Annotated in this window: 22 protein-coding genes, 1 tRNA gene and 1 riboswitch; of the genes, 16 read left to right on the top strand and 7 right to left on the bottom strand. The window is 48.4% G+C overall.

The features are described 5' to 3' along the window. Positions 1 to 148 precede the first annotated feature (148 nt). Positions 149 to 940 carry a type III pantothenate kinase gene (locus LG211_RS14635; RefSeq protein WP_148397021.1) on the top strand — a complete coding sequence of 264 codons (792 nt, stop codon included), beginning with the start codon at positions 149 to 151 and terminating at the stop codon, positions 938 to 940. Then, positions 937 to 1,896, top strand: a complete 960-nt coding sequence (dusB, locus tag LG211_RS14630; protein WP_367177893.1) for a tRNA dihydrouridine synthase DusB — start codon at positions 937 to 939, stop codon at positions 1,894 to 1,896. The genes LG211_RS14635 and dusB overlap by 4 nt, the downstream gene beginning before the upstream one ends. Positions 1,897 to 1,940: 44 nt before the next feature. On the opposite strand, the gene LG211_RS14625 is transcribed toward dusB, so the two are convergent. The 3 genes from LG211_RS14625 to LG211_RS14615 are packed head-to-tail and all read right to left on the bottom strand — an operon-like array spanning position 1,941 to position 4,222. Next, the gene (locus LG211_RS14625; protein WP_148397020.1) at positions 1,941 to 2,729 is read right to left on the bottom strand and encodes an ABC transporter permease subunit; all 789 of its coding nucleotides are present in this window, start codon (positions 2,727 to 2,729) and stop codon (positions 1,941 to 1,943) included. Further along, positions 2,716 to 3,606 carry an ABC transporter ATP-binding protein gene (locus LG211_RS14620; protein WP_253020805.1) on the bottom strand — a complete coding sequence of 297 codons (891 nt, stop codon included), beginning with the start codon at positions 3,604 to 3,606 and terminating at the stop codon, positions 2,716 to 2,718. The genes LG211_RS14625 and LG211_RS14620 overlap by 14 nt, the downstream gene beginning before the upstream one ends. After that, entirely contained in the window at positions 3,593 to 4,222 is a 630-nt protein-coding gene (locus LG211_RS14615) for a TetR/AcrR family transcriptional regulator (protein ID WP_253020806.1), read from the bottom strand. Before LG211_RS14615 ends, LG211_RS14620 begins: the two co-directional genes overlap by 14 nt. Positions 4,223 to 4,382: 160 nt before the next feature. Between LG211_RS14615 and LG211_RS14610 the strand changes: the two genes are divergently transcribed. The 3 genes from LG211_RS14610 to LG211_RS14600 are packed head-to-tail and all read left to right on the top strand — an operon-like array spanning position 4,383 to position 6,172. Then, positions 4,383 to 4,703: a PadR family transcriptional regulator gene (locus LG211_RS14610; protein WP_148397017.1), complete on the top strand. Its 321-nt coding sequence runs from the start codon at positions 4,383 to 4,385 to the stop codon at positions 4,701 to 4,703. Next, positions 4,696 to 5,316: a DUF1700 domain-containing protein gene (locus LG211_RS14605; protein ID WP_148397016.1), complete on the top strand. Its 621-nt coding sequence runs from the start codon at positions 4,696 to 4,698 to the stop codon at positions 5,314 to 5,316. Before LG211_RS14610 ends, LG211_RS14605 begins: the two co-directional genes overlap by 8 nt. Continuing rightward, the gene (locus LG211_RS14600; RefSeq protein WP_269477879.1) at positions 5,309 to 6,172 is read left to right on the top strand and encodes a DUF4097 family beta strand repeat-containing protein; all 864 of its coding nucleotides are present in this window, start codon (positions 5,309 to 5,311) and stop codon (positions 6,170 to 6,172) included. Before LG211_RS14605 ends, LG211_RS14600 begins: the two co-directional genes overlap by 8 nt. Before the next feature lie 381 nt (positions 6,173 to 6,553). Here LG211_RS14600 and LG211_RS14595 read toward each other — a convergent pair whose 3' ends face one another. Both LG211_RS14595 and LG211_RS14590 read right to left on the bottom strand, forming a co-directional pair. Then, the gene (locus LG211_RS14595; protein WP_148397014.1) at positions 6,554 to 7,717 is read right to left on the bottom strand and encodes an iron-containing alcohol dehydrogenase; all 1,164 of its coding nucleotides are present in this window, start codon (positions 7,715 to 7,717) and stop codon (positions 6,554 to 6,556) included. 87 nt (positions 7,718 to 7,804) lie between these two features. After that, positions 7,805 to 8,347, bottom strand: a complete 543-nt coding sequence (locus LG211_RS14590; protein WP_272490588.1) for an NADH peroxidase — start codon at positions 8,345 to 8,347, stop codon at positions 7,805 to 7,807. Between the two features lie 193 nt (positions 8,348 to 8,540). On the opposite strand from LG211_RS14590, the gene LG211_RS14585 reads away from it, so the two are divergent. From LG211_RS14585 to LG211_RS14555, 7 genes are all read left to right on the top strand, one after another. Next, positions 8,541 to 9,788 (top strand): ABC transporter substrate-binding protein, encoded by a 1,248-nt coding sequence (locus LG211_RS14585; RefSeq protein WP_253020808.1) that lies wholly within the window; start codon positions 8,541 to 8,543, stop codon positions 9,786 to 9,788. Continuing rightward, on the top strand, positions 9,788 to 10,012 hold the full coding sequence (locus LG211_RS14580) for a NifU family protein (RefSeq protein WP_148397011.1): 225 nt from the start codon (positions 9,788 to 9,790) through the stop codon (positions 10,010 to 10,012). Before LG211_RS14585 ends, LG211_RS14580 begins: the two co-directional genes overlap by 1 nt. Positions 10,013 to 10,028: 16 nt before the next feature. After that, positions 10,029 to 11,252 (top strand): CapA family protein, encoded by a 1,224-nt coding sequence (locus tag LG211_RS14575; RefSeq protein WP_148397010.1) that lies wholly within the window; start codon positions 10,029 to 10,031, stop codon positions 11,250 to 11,252. Next, complete coding sequence (gene pepV / locus LG211_RS14570) at positions 11,224 to 12,660, top strand: dipeptidase PepV (protein WP_269477878.1); 1,437 nt, start codon at positions 11,224 to 11,226, stop codon at positions 12,658 to 12,660. The genes LG211_RS14575 and pepV overlap by 29 nt, the downstream gene beginning before the upstream one ends. A gap of 117 nt (positions 12,661 to 12,777) precedes the next feature. Next, positions 12,778 to 14,172, top strand: a complete 1,395-nt coding sequence (locus LG211_RS14565) for a DEAD/DEAH box helicase (protein ID WP_269477877.1) — start codon at positions 12,778 to 12,780, stop codon at positions 14,170 to 14,172. Positions 14,173 to 14,316: 144 nt separating this feature from the next. After that, a complete protein-coding gene (locus LG211_RS14560; RefSeq protein ID WP_269477876.1) occupies positions 14,317 to 14,472 on the top strand; it encodes a hypothetical protein in 156 nt (51 codons plus the stop codon). Positions 14,473 to 14,597: 125 nt separating this feature from the next. Then, positions 14,598 to 14,768: a hypothetical protein gene (locus tag LG211_RS14555; protein WP_269477875.1), complete on the top strand. Its 171-nt coding sequence runs from the start codon at positions 14,598 to 14,600 to the stop codon at positions 14,766 to 14,768. Between the two features lie 98 nt (positions 14,769 to 14,866). Here LG211_RS14555 and LG211_RS14550 read toward each other — a convergent pair whose 3' ends face one another. Beyond that, a complete protein-coding gene (locus LG211_RS14550; RefSeq protein WP_269477874.1) occupies positions 14,867 to 15,547 on the bottom strand; it encodes a hypothetical protein in 681 nt (226 codons plus the stop codon). Between the two features lie 149 nt (positions 15,548 to 15,696). Here LG211_RS14550 and LG211_RS14545 point away from each other — a divergent pair, with 149 nt between their 5' ends. The 4 genes from LG211_RS14545 (at position 15,697) to LG211_RS14530 (ending at position 18,011) form a co-directional block, all read left to right on the top strand. After that, positions 15,697 to 16,188 carry an RNA polymerase sigma factor gene (locus LG211_RS14545; protein WP_272490587.1) on the top strand — a complete coding sequence of 164 codons (492 nt, stop codon included), beginning with the start codon at positions 15,697 to 15,699 and terminating at the stop codon, positions 16,186 to 16,188. Next, the gene (locus tag LG211_RS14540; RefSeq protein ID WP_269477873.1) at positions 16,181 to 16,924 is read left to right on the top strand and encodes a zf-HC2 domain-containing protein; all 744 of its coding nucleotides are present in this window, start codon (positions 16,181 to 16,183) and stop codon (positions 16,922 to 16,924) included. Before LG211_RS14545 ends, LG211_RS14540 begins: the two co-directional genes overlap by 8 nt. A gap of 74 nt (positions 16,925 to 16,998) precedes the next feature. Further along, positions 16,999 to 17,128, top strand: a riboswitch (FMN riboswitch). A gap of 104 nt (positions 17,129 to 17,232) precedes the next feature. Beyond that, positions 17,233 to 17,805, top strand: coding sequence for an ECF transporter S component (locus tag LG211_RS14535; RefSeq protein ID WP_253020812.1), 573 nt, complete (start codon positions 17,233 to 17,235; stop codon positions 17,803 to 17,805). A gap of 129 nt (positions 17,806 to 17,934) precedes the next feature. After that, positions 17,935 to 18,011: transfer RNA gene (locus LG211_RS14530), tRNA-Pro, on the top strand. A 175-nt stretch (positions 18,012 to 18,186) separates the two neighbouring features. Here LG211_RS14530 and LG211_RS14525 read toward each other — a convergent pair. After that, positions 18,187 to 19,773 (bottom strand): APC family permease, encoded by a 1,587-nt coding sequence (locus tag LG211_RS14525; RefSeq protein ID WP_148397005.1) that lies wholly within the window; start codon positions 19,771 to 19,773, stop codon positions 18,187 to 18,189. Positions 19,774 to 19,783: the final 10 nt, after the last annotated feature.

The raw sequence follows: 19,783 nt of genomic DNA, 5'->3' as shown, positions 1-19,783 counted from the left end.
GTGAATTTGATTTGATGAATATACTGGCGGGCACATGCGACCCGCCAGTTTTCATTGTCAGGTATAAATATGCTCGACATAGCGCGCATATTGGAGTATAATAGCTTGCAGAATTCTAAAAAAGGCAGAGCAAAGGAGAAACAAAGCCATGCTACTAGCATTTGACGTAGGAAACACCAATATTGTACTGGGCGTTTTTAAAGAGGGGGAGCTGATCCAAAACTGGAGGCTGGAAACGGATAACAATAAGAGCGCCGACGAATACGGAATGGTGATCAATCAGCTGTTTCAGTACGAAGGACTGGACGTAGGGGAAGTGGAGGACGTGATCATTTCCACGGTAGTACCTTCCGTACTGTTCACGCTGCAGCATCTATCCATGAAATATTTTAATAAAAGAGCGATTGTCATCGGACCGGGTATCAAAACCGGCCTGGTGGTGAAATACGATAACCCAAAGCAGGTAGGCGCAGACCGAATTGTCAACGCGGTGGCAGCTCACGCCAAGTACGGCGGACCGCTGATCATCATTGATTTCGGAACGGCTACAACATTCTGCGCGATCTCAGAAAAAGCGGAGTATATCGGCGGTACCATTGCGCCAGGATTGAAAATCTCTTCAGAGGCTCTGTTCGAAAAGACTGCCAAGCTGCCTAAGGTCGAGCTGGAGGAACCGGGGAACGTAATATGCAGAAATACGATCCACAGCATGCAGTCGGGGCTGGTCTACGGCCATATGGGAATGGTGGACTATATTGTAAAAAAGATGAAGAAGGAACTGCAGGATTACAGCGAGTCGGAAGAACCGGTAAAGGTTATCGCCACAGGAGGGCTGGCTACTCTCATTGACAGCGGGATCGACTGCATCGATCATGTGGACAAGCTGCTGACTTTGGAGGGCCTGGAAATTATCCATAGGAAGAATAAAAGACAGAAATGATGAAAATAGGGAATATTGAGCTGGAAAACCCTTTCGTTTTAGCGCCGCTGGCCGGGATTACCGACGGTCCTGCCAGAAGTTTGGCAAAGGAGCAGGGGGCTGCCCTTCTGTACTCGGAAATGGTCAGCGCCAAGGGACTCTGGTACAAAGATAAAAATACAGAGCGTCTCTTAGAAATCTTTCCAGGCGAAGAGCCGATCGCCTATCAGTTGTTTGGGAGCGAACCGGACATCATCGCCCATGCGGCAAAAACCTTGCGGGGTCGTAAAAATGCGGCGTTTGATATTAATATGGGCTGTCCGGTGCCCAAGGTGGTAAAAAACGGCGAAGGCTCCGCACTGCTGAAAGATCCGGATCAAATATATGAGCTGGTAAAAGCGGCTGCGGATCATGCGGGAAAGCCGGTGACGGCCAAAATCCGCATCGGATGGGATCACGATTCCATCAACGCGGTCCAGACCGCCAAAGCCATTGAGGCTGCGGGGGCCGCTGCTGTTGCAGTTCACGGCAGAACAAGGCAGCAGTATTATACGGGCCATGCGGACTGGGATATGATCCGCAGGGTAAAAGAAAACGTCAATATTCCAGTGATTGGAAATGGAGACGTTTTTTCAGGCGAAGATGCCAATCGCATGCTGAAAGAGACCGGATGCGACATGGTGATGATTGCCAGGGGCGCCCTCGGGAACCCCTGGATTTTCCGCGATGCGATTGCCATTTGGAAAGGCGATGAAAAGCCGCCGGCGCCCTCCCTTGAGCAGCGGGTGCAAACCATGCTCATTCATTTGGAGCGGCTGACAGCAGTCAAGGGCGAGTATGCGGCCGTCAGGGAGATGCGCAAACATGTGGGCTGGTATTTAAAAGGGATCAGAGGTTCCGCGGCGGTAAGAAGGACGATTAACCGCATTACCGACCTGGAGGAACTGAGGCGGGAAATCGAGCGCATTGGCGAATGAGCCGGGAGGTTTGGTATGGGCTGAATGTGTATCTGCCTACGCACCTACACGCTGATATCCTTGCGCCGGAAATGCAGGAAAGCGATCAGCGCCGCTGCCAGCGTGTATACCATTCCCAATATGATCAGCTTGCCGTCCAGCGTCCCATCGGGAATAATGGAGGAAGCGTCCGCATATTTGAATGGCGTGATATATTTGAGCCAATCGGCCTGGCTGCTGATGTTTCCGATGATATTGAGGAAATACAGTAGAGCGGCAAAGCCAAGACCAAGTCCAAGCCCGGATCTACGCAAAAAGGAGGAAATGGCAAAACAGATAAGTGCGATTTCCAGCTGAAGCAGGAACTGGGCGATGTGAAAGAGGACAAACGCCTTAACCTCTATTTGTTCATCGATCAGAACAAAAGAAATCAATGAACAGGCGATGCAGATTGCATTAAAAAGAATCAATTGGCAGATCAGGGCAGCCAGCTTTTCCCAAGTGACCCTCATGCGGCTGATGGGATGGGTGAGGAGAAATTCCGCCGTATGACCGGCCTCCTCCTTAGCCAGGCTGCTGATCCCCAGCAGAGCCGCGAAAAAAGCACCGCCGATTCCCAGAACATTTCCGCATTCGATACCGTAAAAGCCCATCACCGAACCCAAACTCAGCTTATCCATGCCAAAGGCTTCGGTAAAACCCCCCATCTGAGAAAAGATTTTGTCGATACCGCCCATCTGCTTTCCCATTTCCGGGTACATGAGCATACAGATCAAAATCATAAAACCGACCACAGCGCTCCAAATCAGCAGCATCCTGCGGCCCTGCCGCAATTCATGTCTAAATAAGATCATTGGACCCACTCCTTTCATGATAAAAGTGCATAAAGATTTCTTCGATATCCGGTTCGGATATCGAAAGGTCCTGGACAGGAAGGGCATTCAGCGAGGCGATCAGCGACTTCATCTCCCCCTGGTATAAAAAGCGGACACTTTCTGCGCCGCAGTCCACATCGAGGATACCATCGATGGCCGGCGGCGTTTGAATCCCGTGAACCTCCACTTTCCGCGCCGATGTTTTGGAAAGGGCTTCGACTGAGCCATGCACGACCAGCTGCCCGTCCCGGATAATGGCGGCGCTATGGCAATGACGCTGAATTTCTGAAAGCACGTGGGAAGAGAGAAAGACAGCGGCACCTTCTTTGTTCCGCTCTTCCACCAACGAAAAGAACTCCTTCTGCATCAGCGGATCCAGCCCGCTTGTGGGTTCATCCAGTATGTACAGCTGAGGGCGGTGCTGGAAGGCACAGACAATTCCAACCTTTTTCCGGTTTCCCAGAGACAGCTCCCGAATTTTCTTCTCTTTATCCAGCATAAAACGGTCACAGAGCAAGGCAGCTTCCCGGCTGCAATCTTTCTTATGCAGTTTGGCTGAAAGCTGGATCATTTCTTTTACCCGCAGACTATCATAAAACATGGCTTCCGACGGCATATAGCCGATTTGAGCCAAAATCGACGTTCGCTCCCGGCCGCAATCCATATTGAGAACCTTGGCGGTTCCCGATGAAGGGGAAATCAGACCCAGCAGCAGGCGGATCGTCGTACTTTTTCCCGCTCCGTTGGGGCCGATGAAACCGAAGATTTCTCCCTCCGAAACGGACAAATCCAGATCAATGATCCCCCGGGATTTGCCATAGTATTTTGTCAGACCTTTTGTTTCAATTATGTTCATCCCAATATTCCTCCTTATAAAAATGACGGCGCAGCAAATCCATATAGGACAAAAATTCTTCATTGAGCGCTTCTAGGTCTGCCAGCTGCTGCGGCGTGCGGCTGCGCATAAAACCGTCCGACATCCAAAGGATGATATCCAGGGCCTGGTCCGGGGAAATGCTTTCTTTGAATTTGCTGCCGTCGGTGCGTTCCAGGACTGTGGTGCGGCTGGCGGAGATAATGTCTCTGAACCTGGTATCTATCTGTGCTTCTACGGCGTCATCGTGTTCCAGATAGGCTCTCACCAAAAAGGAAATTAGATCCGGATGCTGATGAAGCACCTGAACTTTCGCCATCTGTGCGCTGATCAGAGCTTTGAAAAAATCCGTCTCCTCAGAATCGTAGTACCGCCTCATTCCCTCAATCAGGGACTTTTCCGCATATTGATAGAGGTGGAGATACAGCTCTTTTTTGCTGCCGAAATAATGAAAAAGCAGGCCCTTGGAAATACCGGCCAGCCGGGTGATCTCCTCTGTTGACGCTTTTTTATAATCATTTTCCGCAAACACATGGAGCGCAGCGTTTATAATCGCATTTTGTTTTTCGACGGGCAGGTTGTAAAATTTGTCGTTCATAAAAAAACTCCTTTTCGTTGACCGATTCGGTCAATAACAGTATAACAGCATTGACCGATCTGGTCAATAGAAAAGTTCGCAAAATTTGCTTGACAAACAATATTATACGTCGTATAGTATTAGCAGATGAACAATATAATAAAAGAAAGAAGGATGCTCTATGGGATTTAAAATTGATTCAGCCCTTCTGGAAGCGTGTGTATTGTCGGTCCTTTCAAAAGAAGATACCTATGGGTATGTGTTGACTCAATCCATGAAAAAAGTTCTGGATATATCCGAGTCAACCTTGTATCCGGTGCTGCGGCGCCTGCAGAAAGAGGATTATCTGCGGACCTATGACCAGCCCTATCAAGGTAGGAACCGGCGTTACTATACGGTAACAGAAAAAGGGCTTACACGATGTGAAATGTATAAGAAAGAATGGAAAGTTTACAAGGATCAAATCGATTCCTTGCTCAACGGGGGTGAAGATCATGAATAGACAAGAGTTTATGAACCGGCTGGCCGCCGAGTTATCAAAGCTGCCGAAGGAAGAGATTCAGGCAGCGATGGAATACTACAGTGAATATTTTGATGAGGCCGGACCGGAACGGGAAGCAGAGACTATCCAGGAGCTGGGAAGTCCATCTAAAGTTGCGACCCAGATTAAGGCTGATTACGCTGTCCGCCAGCTGGATCACGACAATGGCCGCCAGAGCACCAAAAAAGGGCTGTCAGCGATTTTATGGGTGATCATGGGCATCTTTGCGGCGCCGGTCGCCTTGCCGCTGGCGATCGCTCTGGGGGCCGTAGCCTTTGCCGTCTTTATCAGTATCTTTGCGGTGATCGCAGCGCTGCTTGCCTGTCTGATCGCATTCTGCATCGGCGGCATTGCTCTTGTCGCCATCGGATTTGCCGGGCTGGCCGGAAGCGTGGCGGGCGGTATGATGCTGATCGGCATGGGGCTTGTAGCCGCCGGTCTAATGGCAGTTTTGTGTGTAGGTGTTGTGATAGGTGCCAGGGCCCTCATCCGTTTGACTGCAAAAGAAATGCAGAAGAGCAGTCAGAGGAGACGGGAGAAAAAGCTGGCAAAGGAGGGGCATGGAAATGAGTAAGAGAATGAAAACCTTTTTAATGGTCTGCGGAATCGTGGTCGGCGCAGGACTGCTTCTCAGCATTGCCGGCGCGGCCTTGGGAGGAATTCGGGGTTTGGCCAGTGTTGAGGAGCGGGTTCCATGGATCAGCCTTACCGGCGGACAGCAAGAGCATCAGAATGGAGCGACAGAAGCCTTTTCTTCCATCAATGTGGATTCGGACCTGGGCCGGGTGGAATTTGTCCAAGGGCAGACCTTCGCAGTGGAAACCAGTTATGACAAAGCCATGGGCGCACCCAGGGTTTCTGTGGAAAACGGTATCCTGAATGTAAAGACATCCGGGAAAAAAATCCGCTGGTTTAACTTGAATCTTTTCAATCTGGGCGACCACAAAGATACGGTGATAAAAATTTATTACCCCCAAGGTACAGCCTTTGATCGCGTTGAGATTGACAGCGATATGGGGGATGTAAAGCTCAATGATCTATCGGCAAAAACGCTGCACATCGAGTCGGATGCGGGAGATGTTACCATGAACGGGATTATAGCCGGAGAACTGGACCTGAGTGCCGATATGGGCAGTATCCAAGGGGCCAGCATTAAATCTTCCTCTGCCTCGATTAAGCTGAATGCGGGTGATATGAATCTCTCCGGAGAATTTGCAGGAATGACGAAAATCGACGGTGACATGGGGGATTGTACTTTGACCACCTACCTACCGCAGGATTCCTATTCCATAAAAACGCAGACGGACTTGGGGGACTGCTCCATTAATGGAAAGAGCGTGGGCACCACTTATCTTGCGGAAAATCCGGCGGCGGCCAATCATATTGAGACGAATTGCGATACTGGAGATACGGAAATTAACTTTATATAAAAAATCAAGTGTGTATTGTAAAATAAAATCCCGCAGGGACGTCCAGTGCGGGATTTTTTATAATACAGGAAATATCGATTGCGTAGCATTTCCTGTATTTCAAAAAAGTTTACCTTGTGAAAGTGAGCGCGAAGCGCGAATAACGTTTCCATTTTTGCGCAGGTTTCAACAGCCAGACGCTGTCAGATCCGACTTGAGTTTGCGCGGGCAGTCAAGTTGGCGGGGTCAGCCCTCGCAAACCCACAACTTCGCGTAAAAAATAAAAAATTTTATAAAAATTTTCCGGGACCCTGGCCTGTGGATTCGGAGCTGAACCCATAAAGAAAACGCGACTTGCAAGTGGCAAGCCGCGTTTTCGTAAGTTCCAATATCGCAAAAAAACTAGCGATAGGATTTCTGATAAATTTTCACGACATCTTCATCAGACAGAGAAACCGGGTCGCAGGCAAAGAGCCTTCCCATGGACTCTCTGGCATTAACCGCATATTTATCCAGTTCTTCTTGTTTAATTCCGTAATCGCTCATTTTCAGCTGGTCCACGCTGCAGTCCTTCTGCAGCTGTGCTAACGCATCTATAAAGTCGCCGGCATCCTTGGCATGGTGTTTTCCCATGGCTTTGGCCATCTTGATGTACTGCTCGTCGCAAGCGCTGGTTTTGACAAAGTGGTCGTGATAAGCCAGACTGATCATAATCAGTCCTGCACCGTGGGGCAGGCTGTGATGATAAGCGCTGAGGGCGTGTTCCATGGAATGCTCCGAGGTGCACATCATAAAGAATCCGGCCAGTGTGTTTGCCAGAGCCACGTAGCTGCGGGCTTCTTCATTGCTTCCATCCTTGACCGCCGTCGGCAGGTATTTGGCAATATATTCGATGGCTTTGAGGGCGAACATTTCACCCATCGGATTTTCGTATTTGTTGATAACGCTTTCCACTGCATGAAAGAGGGCGTCGAATCCCTGATAAGCCGTCAGCATCGGCGGGATGGTCATCATCAAGTCCGGGTCCACCACTGAGATGGCAGGATAGAGTTTTTCATTGACATACCCGCATTTTTCATTGGTCTCCTCTTTGGTGGTAACGGTAGCGGCATCGGCTTCCGAACCTGTTCCTGCAGTGGTGGTAATGGCGACGATGGGAAGAGGATCGCATACCAGCGGCAGTCCCTTGCCCGTCTTGCCGCCGTTATAATCCCAATAATCGCCGGGATTGGTGGCCATGACGGCAATGGCTTTGGCTGCGTCCATGCTGCTGCCGCCGCCCAGGCCGACAACGAAGTCACAGCCTGTCTCCTTAGCCAGCGCGCCGCCTTCCATCACGTGGCGAAGCACTGGATTGGGCAGAATCTTATCAAAGAGAACATGCTCACAGCCGGCTTTTTCAAGCTGCTCTTCCACGCGGGCCAGATACCCGTTGGCCTTGGTTGATTTTCCGCTGCTGATGACGATCAGCGCCTTTTTTCCGGGCAGAGCCTGCTTGTGCAGGCCATCCAGCGCTCCTTTTCCGAACAAAATCCGGGTGGGAATATAATACTGAAATTTTTTCATCGGTTTCTTCACTCCTTACATAAAAACGTGGTTTCCTGTATAAAGAAAAAAGGATGCAGACACGCCGCATCCTCGTTATGTTTGATTTTAGCCAAAATATCTCTTAAGTAAACCTTCAAAAGCACAGCCGTGTCTTGCTTCGTCCTTAGCCATTTCATGAACCGTATCGTGGATTGCATCCAGATTCTGGTCCTTAGCCATTTTAGCCAGAGCTTTCTTGCCTGCGCAAGCGCCGTTTTCTGCGTCTACACGCATTTCCAGATTCTTCTTGGTGGAATCCGTAACCACTTCTCCCAGAAGCTCTGCAAACTTGGCAGCGTGCTCAGCTTCTTCCCAAGCAGCTTTTTCCCAATAAAGTCCGATTTCCGGATATCCTTCTCTGTGAGCGACTCTCGCCATAGCCAGATACATACCAACTTCGGAGCATTCCCCATTAAAATTATCTCTAAGGCCCTGCACGATTTCCGGATCTACATCTTTGGCAACGCCGACTACGTGCTGGTCAGCCCATTCTCTTTTACCTTCTTCAACTTTTACAAATTTTTCGGCGGGCACTTTACACTGTGGGCACTGAGCTGGTGGTTCCGGTCCTTCGTGCGTGTATCCGCATACTGAACAAGTCCATTTCATAATTTTCTACCTCCCAATAGTTTAGTCTTAATTTACTCTAATCTAGTTATACCACCATTATATGGAATGAAACAACCTTTTTTTGCAGCAGACTTTACCTTTTTGCAAAAAACAGGTATAATTTGATGTACATGTAACTTAGAGGGAAATGTTTGGAATTAGAGAATACAGGCAAGAAGGTGAAGAGGACAGCATGTCAAAGGCGAAAAAGATAATGGCCGGCATCCTTGCGGCAGGTGTTTTTTCCTTGTCACTGGCAGGATGCACGACGTTTAATAACTTTAAAGAAGCGTTTATAAATAAAAACGCATCATCGGACGATACTATAAGAATCGGGGTTTACGAACCAATGAGCGGCGCCGATAAGGAGCAGGGAGAGCTGGAGGTTCGGGGGATTGAACTAGCTCATGATCTTTATCCCAATGTCTTGGGAAAACAAGTAGAGCTGGTCTATGCGGATAATAAGTCAGATCTTGATGCAGCCGAAACTGCTATGGCGGATCTGATTAAAAAGCAGCCTCTGGCTGTTTTGGGCAGCTATGGCAGTATTTATTCGCTGGTAGCCAACGGATATCTGGAGGCGGCCAAGATTCCCGGTATCGCAATAACCAATGTCAATCCGCTGGTAACGAAGAACCACCCTTATTATTTCCGGGTATGCTTTGTGGAATCCTATCAGGGCGAGGCTTTGGCCCGCTATGTCTATGAGCAGCTCAAAGAAAAGAAAAGCGGGATCCTGCTGCCGGATGATGATGATCAGGCTACGGCAATGGCCAGCAGCTTTAAAGACAAGTTTGTCCAATTAACGGGGGATGGAGAAGCCATAGCCGTTTATCAAAAATTTAAGACAGGAGATAAGGACTTTTCACAGCAGCTGCAGGCGATTGCCAATTCCAGGGTGAGCACGGTATTTCTCCCGGGAGATATCCCCGATGCGGCAGCGATTCTCAAACAGGCGAAAAAGATGGGGATCAGCAATGTGACTTTTTTAGGTGACAGCGACTGGTCGACGGACGAATTTATGGACATTGCCGGAAAATACATTTACAATAACGTTGCCTTTTCCACACTTTATACGGAGGATGAGGCGGTGACACAGACTTCCCGGCAATTTCTCGATGCCTACAGTAAAAAGTACGGCAAAGACGAAACTGCGGCAGCCGAAACGGCATTGGGATTCGATGCGTATTTGCTGCTCATTCATGCCATCGAGACCGCAGGGGCGAATTGCACCGGCGAAGATGTCCGTGAGGCCCTGGCCCAGACGGCCGACTTTTCTGGCGCCTCCGGAAAAATTACCTTTGATAGCGTCGGAGATCCTAAGAAATCCGTTGTTATAAATACAATTGCTAATAAAAAAATCAAGCCCATATGTACGATTGATCCGGTAGAACCGGAGAAAAATGTTAAGAAAAAAGAGAAGAAAAAGGAGAATGAATAATGGAACAGAAAATCAAAGAAGGTTTAGAACAGATCAGACCCTTCCTACAGAGAGACGGAGGAGATATTGAGTTCGTGGAGTATACGGACGATCATATTGTAAAAGTGAGACTGCAGGGACATTGTGCGGGATGCCCGGGAGCGCAGATGACGATCAAAGGAGTCGTTGAGAGAATCCTTATGGAAAGCTATCCCGAAATCAAAGGCGTAGAAGCAGTTCAGTAGTTTTACGGAAGAGAACATGGAAAAAAAGACAAACAAATTAAAAATAGGAGTCTTTAGCGCGCTGGCCCTGGTTTTTCTAGGGCTGGCTATTCTTTTAGCCTGGACAAAAATATCGGGTGCAGTGCCTGCCGGCTCTCCGGCTGGAGAAACAGCGCCGCCAAAGGAGATTCCCCTCTCCATTCTATGTGTGGGCGACATTATGTCCCACAACCCCCAAACCAATGCTGCTTATGACTCGGATAAAAAAGAATATAATTACGACAACAATTTTCAATATGTAAAATCATATATTGAGGAGGCTGATCTGGCGTTGTGCAATGTGGAGACAACCTTCGCGGGCAAGCCCTATTCGGGTTTCCCTAACTTCAGCTCACCCGACGCCCTTGCGACTTCGTTGAAAAATGCAGGCTTTGATGTGGCGATTACCGCCAACAACCATATGGCGGATAAAGGCCTGGACGGAATACTGCGGACTCTGAAAGTACTTAAAGAGAATCAGCTTCCGACAGTTGGCAGCGTGAAAGAAGAGGCCGATGAACGGTATCTGATTCAGGACGTGAAGGGTGTCAAAGTGGGCATTGTAGCGTTTACTTATGAAACCGGATCAGGCAGCGGAGGCGTTTCCATCAACGGCAGCGCAGTTTCCGATGAAGTGGCGGCCCGCATCAATTCCTTTAACTTCAACACGCTGAAAGAAGATGGCGAGAAGATCAAGGAAGCCATTGATCAAGCCAAAGCCGCAGGAGCGGAAGTGATCGCAGCCTATTACCATTGGGGAGAAGAGTATCAGAAGTCCGCCAATAAGCATCAGAAAGAACTGGCACAGATGACGGCCGATCTGGGTGCAGATATTATTTTTGCCTCCCATCCTCACGTGCTGCAGGAAACTGCCTGGCTTAAGGCCGGCGATTCGGAGAAAAAGGTGCCGGTTTTTTACAGCATGGGCAATTTTATTTCTAACCAGAGGACAGAAACGTTGAATAATCGTTACACAGAGCAGGGTGTGATCGCCCAGGTGGATCTTACATATGTGGAAGGCAGTGGAATCAGCCAGATTTCCATGAGTGCTGTGCCCACTTGGGTAGATAAGTATTATTCTGACGGTAAACAGGTCTATGCGGTTGTTCCGCTGGATGACGGGCTGAAGGACAACGAGGCTTTGGCGGCCTCGGGACATTTGTCCAGGGCAAAGCAGGCCAGGGAGGATGCAAATGGAATACTTGCAATCGATAATCAGTAACATAGAAGCAAACAAAGAACAGATGATCAAGACGCTGCAGGAGCTTGTTCAAATAAAAAGCGTGGCCGAAGAGATGGAAGGCCAATATCCCTTCGGGGAAGGCGTTGAGCAGGCCTTTTCCTATATGCTGGAAAAAGGAACTTCTGAAGGTTTTGCAGTGAAGGATGCGGACCATTACGGGGGACATATCGACTTGCCTGGAAACGGCGGCGACGTCATGGGAATTGTCGGCCATCTGGATGTGGTTCCGGAAGGTACGGATTGGGATTACGATCCCTATGGCGGCGAGATCGTGGATGGAAAGATTTACGGCCGGGGTACGATGGACGATAAAGGTCCGGTGGTGGCATCCTTCTATGCCATGAAGGCGGTGAAGGACAGCGGCGTACCTCTCAAAGATACCGTGCGCTTGATTTTGGGGCTGGACGAAGAGACCAACTGGAAAGGGATGAAATATTACCTGGAGAAGGTGGCACCGCCTGACTACGGATTTACGCCTGACGGCGATTTTCCAGCCATTCATGGGGAAAAGGGCATTCTGGTTTTTGAAATTGCCAAAAAGTTTGGCAGCAGCGCTTCCAAAGGGCTGGAACTCCGCTCCCTAAGCGGCGGTAACGCAGCCAACATGGTTGCGGACCATGCCAGAGCCGTGGTCCGCGATACGGCGGGCGGAGGCTATGAGACGATTAAGGAAAAGGCGGCGGCTTTTCGCCAGCAGCATCAGGTGAAGCTGAAATGCAGAGGCATCGGCAAGAGCCTGGAGATTACGGCAGAAGGCGTCTCCGCCCACGGCGCCAAGCCGGAGCAGGGCGAGAATGCCATCTCTATTTTAATGGATTTTTTGGGAAACCTGAACTTTGCCAGCGATGATATCAATGAATTAATCGAGTTTTATAATACCTACATTGGTTATGAATTGGATGGTCAATCCCTGGGCTGCGGCTTTTCGGATGAGCCGTCGGGCAAGCTGGTGCTCAATGTGGGGATGGCGGCGGTGTCCACTCAGGCCGCATCCTTTACCATCAATGTCCGCTACCCGGTGACCTCCAGCGATGAGGCGGTCTATGAAAGCATCATGCCGGTGCTGGATCGCTATAATCTGGGCATTGTCAAGGAAAAGCACGAGGAACCGATCTATATTGCTGAGGATGATCCCATGATCGCCACGCTCATGGATATCTACAAAAGGCAGACTGGTGATGAAAACAGCAGGCCGCTGGTGATCGGAGGCGGCACCTATGCCAGGGCGATGAAGCATGTGATCGCCTTTGGCGCCAGGTTTCCTGGCGAGCCGGAGCTGGGGCATCAGAAAAACGAATGCCTAGCTGTGGAAAGCCTTGTAGCTATGGCCAAAATTTACGCAGAAGCAATCTTCCGCCTAGCAGCGGACGAAGAAGAAAATAGTTGACTTGAACGGCAATTATAGCGTATACTAATTAAGAATCGTAAAAAAGAAGCCGACGCTCCAGTAAACGAGCGCCGGCTTTTCTTGTTTGTAAGTAAAAGGAAAGATAAGAGTATTTGAATGGAACAAATGAATTATAATCAATCGGGACTTAATCAGGGAATTCTTCATGCAGTGGCGGAAATGGGTTTTGAGCAGATGACACCCATCCAGCAGAAGGCGATCCCAGTGATGATGGAAGGCAAAGATCTGGTCGGCCAGGCGCAGACGGGTACGGGAAAGACCGCGGCATTCGGCATTCCGCTGATCCAGAAAATCCAGCCGGACAGCAGCGGCGTTCAGGCCCTGGTCTTATGCCCCACAAGGGAGCTGGCCATCCAGGCTACGGAAGAATTGCGGCGGTTTTCTAAATATACGAAGGGCGTAAAAATTGCTCCCGTTTTCGGCGGGCAGGATATGTCAAAACAGATACAGATGCTGAAAAGCGGAACAAAAATCGTCGTCGGCACGCCGGGACGAGTTATGGATCATATGCGGCGCAGGACCTTAAAACTGGACGGAATCCAAACGGTGGTGCTGGATGAAGCCGATGAAATGCTCAATATGGGATTCCGCGAGGATATTGAAACGATCCTGGAGGATACGCCGCAGGAGCGCCAGACCGTATTGTTTTCCGCTACCATGCCCCAGGCTATTCTCAATATTACAAAGAAATATCAAAGGAATGCAGCTCTGATTAAAATTACCAAAAAAGAACTGACTATTCCCCTGATCGAGCAGTTTTATTTCGAGCTGAAAAGCAAGGATAAAACGGAGGCCCTGTGCCGCCTGCTGGATGTCCACGACCCAAAGCGGGCGCTGGTATTCTGCAAAACCAAGCGGGGAGCCGATGCCTTGTCGGGAGAGCTGAAAGGAAAAGGGTATCCTGCAGAACCGCTCCACGGAGATTTGAGTCAGGGTCAGCGAAACGCGGCTATGGCCCAATTCCGCCATGGCAAGGCAAACATTCTGGTAGCAACTGACGTGGCGGCTAGAGGTTTGGATGTGGATGATGTGGAAGCGGTCTTTAATTATGACATCCCCCAGGAAGAAGAGGCTTATGTCCACCGGATCGGCCGCACCGGCCGCGCGGGTAAGGAAGGCAAGGCTTTTACCTTTGTGGTCGGAAAAGAGATTTATAAGCTGCGGAGCATCGAAGGCTACTGCAAAACCCGGCTGGCCAAGGGAACTCTGCCGTCGGCCACATCGGTGATGAAGCAGAAATCGGATAAAATTCTCAATCAGGCAGTCCGATTGGCCGAAGGCCATAATCTGCAGCTGACCGGCAGCATGCTCCATAAGAAAGCGAAGGAAAGCGGCTACCCCATTGAATACTTGGCCGCAGCGCTTTTGCAGATGCAGATGGGCGATGAAATCACGGAGATCAGTCAGGAGCCCCACTGGGCTGCAGCACCTGCTAAAAAGAAAAAAAGAGACGGAAAGCGGAAACGCAATCCAGGACGTCGCAGAAATTAATCCATCCGCTGCCGGGCATGACTCCCGGCAGCTCTTTTTGTACCTGTTATTTCAATTTCCTAAAAAGTAGCAATCAATAAATTGACTAATTTGGGAATATTTTTCACAATACATATAGAATGGGTATAATAAAGGGAAATAGAAATGACATTAAAAAAGAATTTGAAGGATTTAAACTTGCTGGATCGGTTTTTGTTCGCGGAGGCCATGGAGGATCCGGAAATCGCAGCCTGCATCCTGGAGATCATCCTTGGAAAAGAGGTCGTTTTAAAGCATTTGCCAAGGGGTGATCGACTATAAGCAGCTGAATGACGTATATGTCATCATGATCATGCCCTTTGACCTCTTTGGAAAAGGGCTGTACCGATACACGTTCCGCATGAGGGGAGAAGGAAAAAGGCCATTGGACGAAACTAATCGACCAGGTGGGACGTAAAAAGGAAAAAGGCCAGACTCCGGAAGAGGTCGCAGAAGACCTGCTGGAGGATGCAGCGCAAGTGAACCGGATCTATCAATATATGGAAGAGCATCCCCATCTGGATACGGAAGCGATCTACGAAAAACTGCTGGCAAGCGGAAGCGACGAGACCGAATAAAGAATTGGCAGCAATCAAAGAGACCGGGCGCTGCATGAAAGAAGTGATTTGCTTCAGCTTCATGCAATGCCCGGCCTCTCTATGTTTATCATGTACGACTAATCATCGATCGCTCTAAAAGTGCCTTTAATCGTTGTATAGGAAGATGCTCCTTTTGCTTTGATCCCGGAAATGGAATAGTTATACTTCTCGCCGTAGGTCAAACCGCCGACCCATACTTCCAGATCGTCGCTGTCCTTATCGGTGATCCTGGTGCTGTAAGAGTTTCCATTGGAATCTGTAATCTTAACTTTTGGGTTTTTCCATTGCACTTTGGTTTTGAAATCAAAGCTTACTTCCTGATCTTCGTAGTCGTAGTCAATGTCTTTCATCTTGATATTGTTCTTTGCCGATTTGGCTGCCGGAATTTTTACTTTTCCCTTCACAGAAGTGTATTTTGATGCCTTGGCTTTTTTGATACCTTTAATAGTGAATGTGTATTTTTTCCCCTTTTTGTATTTTTTGATTTTAAATTCCAGCTCATCATTATCCTTGTCCCGGATAGAAGCCTTATACTTCTTGCCGGAATTGTCCTTGACCGTTACTTTGACTTTTTTATACTTGACCTTACCATAGAAATCAACTTCGACTTTTCCTTTGCCGTCATACTTGATCTTTTCGATCTTCGGCGCCGACGAACTGGCGGCGGATACGGTTCCGGTAGTAAAGATTCCCATGGTCATGATCATAGCCAGCGTCAGAATGACGGCAGTGGCTTTCCTTGCGATACCTGTATTCATATTACTCCCTCCTTCATATGCTTCTTGATTATGTGTTTATTAAACCACGAAAAGATTAAAGAAACATTAATGAACGAAAAATTTTGTGGTATGCTTAAAAAAGCTGTAACGTTTTTCCGTCTGAGGAGTCATATAGCTAAAGAGGTGAGATGGTGAAGCATTTTGATGAAATCTACAATCAATATTTTAAAGACGTCTATAAATATATTTTTGCTTTGAGCCAAAGCAAAGAGACTGCGGAAGAAATCACGCAGGAAACCTTTTTCAAAGCGCTCAAGGGAATCGATTCTTTTCGTGGTGATTGCGATCTGCGCGTGTGGCTTTGCCAAATCGCCAAGCATACTTATTTTAGAGAATTAAAAAAAGACAAACATGTGGCTGGAGAGCTGGATCTGGAGCAGCCGGACCGAACGGATACAGAGGCGGATTTTATTAAAAAAGAAAGCGCCCTGCAAATTTATCAAATCCTTCATCATATGGAGGAGCCGTACAAAGAGGTCTTTTCTGTCCGGACCTTTGGCGAACTGCCGTTTAAAGAAATTGGGCAAATTTTCGGCAAAAGTGAAGGCTGGGCCCGAGTGATTTATTATCGGGCCAAAGTGAAGATTCAGGAAAGGTTGGAGGAGGAACAGCATGAATAGATTGGAATGCAAAACAGTAAGAGATTTGCTGCCGCTGTATATGGACGGTATCTGCAGTGAGGAGAGCCAAAAGCTTGTGGATGAGCATCTGGCGCAATGCAGTGATTGTAAAAAAATATTCGAACAAATGAACATGCCGGTCGAGGCTCCCATCACTGCTGATGAAGGGAAAAGCGCTTTACAGAGAATAAAAAAGAAAATCCGAAAAAAGTATGTGATCCTGGCTGTTATTACAGCGCTTTTGGCAGGCCTTTGGACGGGGCTATCGATCTTTATGCAGCTGGTGGAAACGCCCATGTCCTATGAAGAGGTAAAGGTTTCGGTGGTGCAGGATAAAAAAACACCTACTAAGCATAACTTGACTTTTAGCGGACCGTCATACGAAGGTCTCTATGGGGAAGCCGAGCTGGTGGCGGAAAATGAACAGTATGAATATTTGGCGGAGGTTATTCACTGTACCAGCTCTATGTGGAGCAGGACCTTTAAAAGAAAACCCATGAAAAATGAGGTGACCATGACCTTTTCTTCTGATCCGGAGGACAGTGTGGACGGCGTTACACAATTTGAGGATGGGAGGGAACAGAAAATGAGAACCGTGGCCGCATATTATCAGGCCACCCCCGGTTCGCCCCGTTATCTACTATGGGTATCCGATGATTTTAAGGATCGGGTCTATCGGCAAATCGATGAATGGAATGCGGTGGCCGGAGAAAGAATTGTAAAGGCGGATCAATAGGGGGATTAAAACGCATTTTACAACAAAAATTTGACAACGCCCCGATTTCCCACTATAATATTATCGTAAAAACAAATCTGTTTCAGGGCGAGGCGAAATTCCTCACCGGTGGTAATGAGCATGAGCTACGAGTCCACGAGCCTTTTTGGCCGAACGGGTCAGATCCCCGTACCGACGGTATAGTCCGGATGAAAGAAACACGGATACGGTTCTTGTATTTAGTGACTTTGCCCTGGAATTTATTCCAGGGTTTTTTAGTGACCTGACAGATTCCTGAACTTATTCATAGAAAATGGAGGAATCAAAAAATGAGCGAGGCAAAAATGGGAGAGAACTTAAATCAAAGCGGACACAGACAGTCCAACTCAGTGAAATTGGCCAAGATGGGCATGCTGGTAGCCATATCGGTTGTATTGGTATATTTTATACATATCCCAATGTTTACGGCGTTTTACGAATATGACCCGGCGGATATTCCAATTCTGATCGGAACCTTTGCTTTCGGACCTTGGGCGGGGCTCCTTCTGACAGTGGTGACTTCTGTCATTCAGGGACTTACGGTCAGTTCAGCCAGCGGGGTTTATGGAATTCTGATGCACGTGATCGCCACAGGAGCATTTGTTCTGGTAGCAGGGTTTATCTACAGAGGCGAAAAGACTAGAAAAAAGGCGATCATTGCACTTCTTTGCGGAGTCCTGGCCATGGTAGTGATAATGGTCCCGGCCAACATTCTGATTACACCGTATTTTATGGGCGCACCAAGATCAGCAGTCGTGGCCATGATTCCGGTTATTATCGCCTTCAATTTTACAAAGGCAGGGATCAATGCAGTGCTGACCTTCTTCCTTTATAAGAGAATATCCAAATTCCTGCACAAATAGAGATTCATGTAATTGTCCATATAAGAAGATACCCGGCGGATTATAAAATTCTGCCGGGTATTTTTAAATTGGTGGTTGTCAATCCGATTTTATGTGGTAAAATAGAAGAGAATCTAAAATTCGCAGCGGCTGGGTGTGGCGCAGTTTGGTAGCGCGCGTGGATGGGGTCCACGAGGCCGCAGGTTCAATTCCTGTCACTCAGACCAGTAAGACAAGTTTCAACTAAGAGAAAAGTTGGAACTTGTCTTTTTCTTTTATAACGCAGGAAATATCGATGCAATCGATATTGACGGAGTTTCAAAGAAAGTACCTTGCAAAGTGTCGGCCCTTGCGGCCGACATGTGTGAATAGGGAGCTGTGCTCCCGTCATTCACACTTTTTTTATGCCGATGCCATGATCAAATCAATTAAACCGAATTTGAGACAGCCGACTGCCACCAGCAGAATCAGCATCCAGGTGCAGATATTAAGAATCATCATTCGCTCCATGGACCGGGCCGCAAGCTTGCTGCGGTACCGATGCTTTTTCCACTGGAAGGCTGCGTACAGAGGAACCAGCCATGCCCAAAGCTTGGTGTGTATGGTCAGCTCGGCACAATAGCCTTCCCCGTCCCTTCCGCCATACATCTCTTTAAACAGATAGTAAGTGATTGGACCGGATAAAAGGGCAACAATCCCGATAATCACAGCTCCGAGCCCATTGGTACAGAGGGCGATGATGCAAATTGCAATCGGAAACAGTGCAATGACAAAGAATAATTTCTTGCCTACCGGAATCCGGTATTCGCCGTGTAAATCTGGCTTTTTAAAGCGTATATACACGGCACTGCCAAAGACCAGCAGCAGGCAGAACATATAAAGGAAAACATCCATAACAATCAGGACATCGAAGGAGCCAATCATCGCCAACAGCAGAGTGGCTGCGGTTACAACGCAGATCGCCACATACGGCGTTCCATTCTTTTTATCCACTTTCATAAAAAATCTGGGGAATAGCCTGTCTTCCGCCATAACAAAAGGCGCTCTGCTGGAGGATGCCACATAATCGTTGTAAATCGCAAGGTTGGCAAACACCGCGCCTATGACAAAGATAATCATCAGCGGCTTTCCGCCGATCATGCCTCCAATCTCCACATAGGAAAGCCCTTCTTCCGCGCTCCACTGGGACCAGGTCCCTTCCGGCAGCCCAGCAATACCTGCTACCGTCGGCAGAATATAAGTCAATGCTACGAAAGGGATCGCCAGCATCAACCCTTTTGGAATCAGTTTGGACGCACCTTCGATCTCACCTCCCAGGGCGGAAATGGCCTCATAGCCGGAATACATCCACATGCCGACAACCAGCGCCAGGCCAAAGCTGCCCAACGCTCCGCTCTCCGTATTGAAAAAAGGGAGGCAGGGGTTTGTCTGCCAGTTTACAAACCCCATAATTGTCAGCAGCGCAAAGGGAACCAGGCTGATGATACCCAAAATAATGGTGCTGGCCCCCAGCATTTCCAAACCTTTTACATTAATATAGGTAAAAATAACGACCAATGCTACGATCAGCGCAATCCGGGCTAACGTCGACATCTCAATAAAGCTCTCTATGTAGCTGACTGCAAGGACCAGGTATACCGCGGTGTCGATAAATCCCATCAGCGTATACCACCAACCGCAGTTATATCCCCAAAAGTCTCCAAACGTTTCCCTTACCCACACATAGATCCCGCCTGCTTCCGGATAGGTGGAACTCATTTCCGCGCAGATTAATCCGTAGGGCAATCCCCAGAAAATGGCCAGCAGAACCAGCAGAAGAATTGCCATCCCCGGGCCTGCCTGGCCCACCATATCCTCGATTCCATAAGAGCCTCCTGCGATATAGCAATAGAGCAGAAAAAATACGGTGGACAGCTTTACAGCAGATTTTTTTAATGACGGGTTTTCATTCTCAAGCAGGACTTCCCCTGCTTGACTTGGAATATGCATAAAGGTTCCT

The organism is Hominibacterium faecale, from assembly GCF_020734085.1.
Classification (GTDB): Bacteria; Bacillota; Clostridia; order Peptostreptococcales; family Anaerovoracaceae; genus Hominibacterium; species Hominibacterium faecale.
This window is presented reverse-complemented; position numbering and strand designations above follow the sequence as displayed.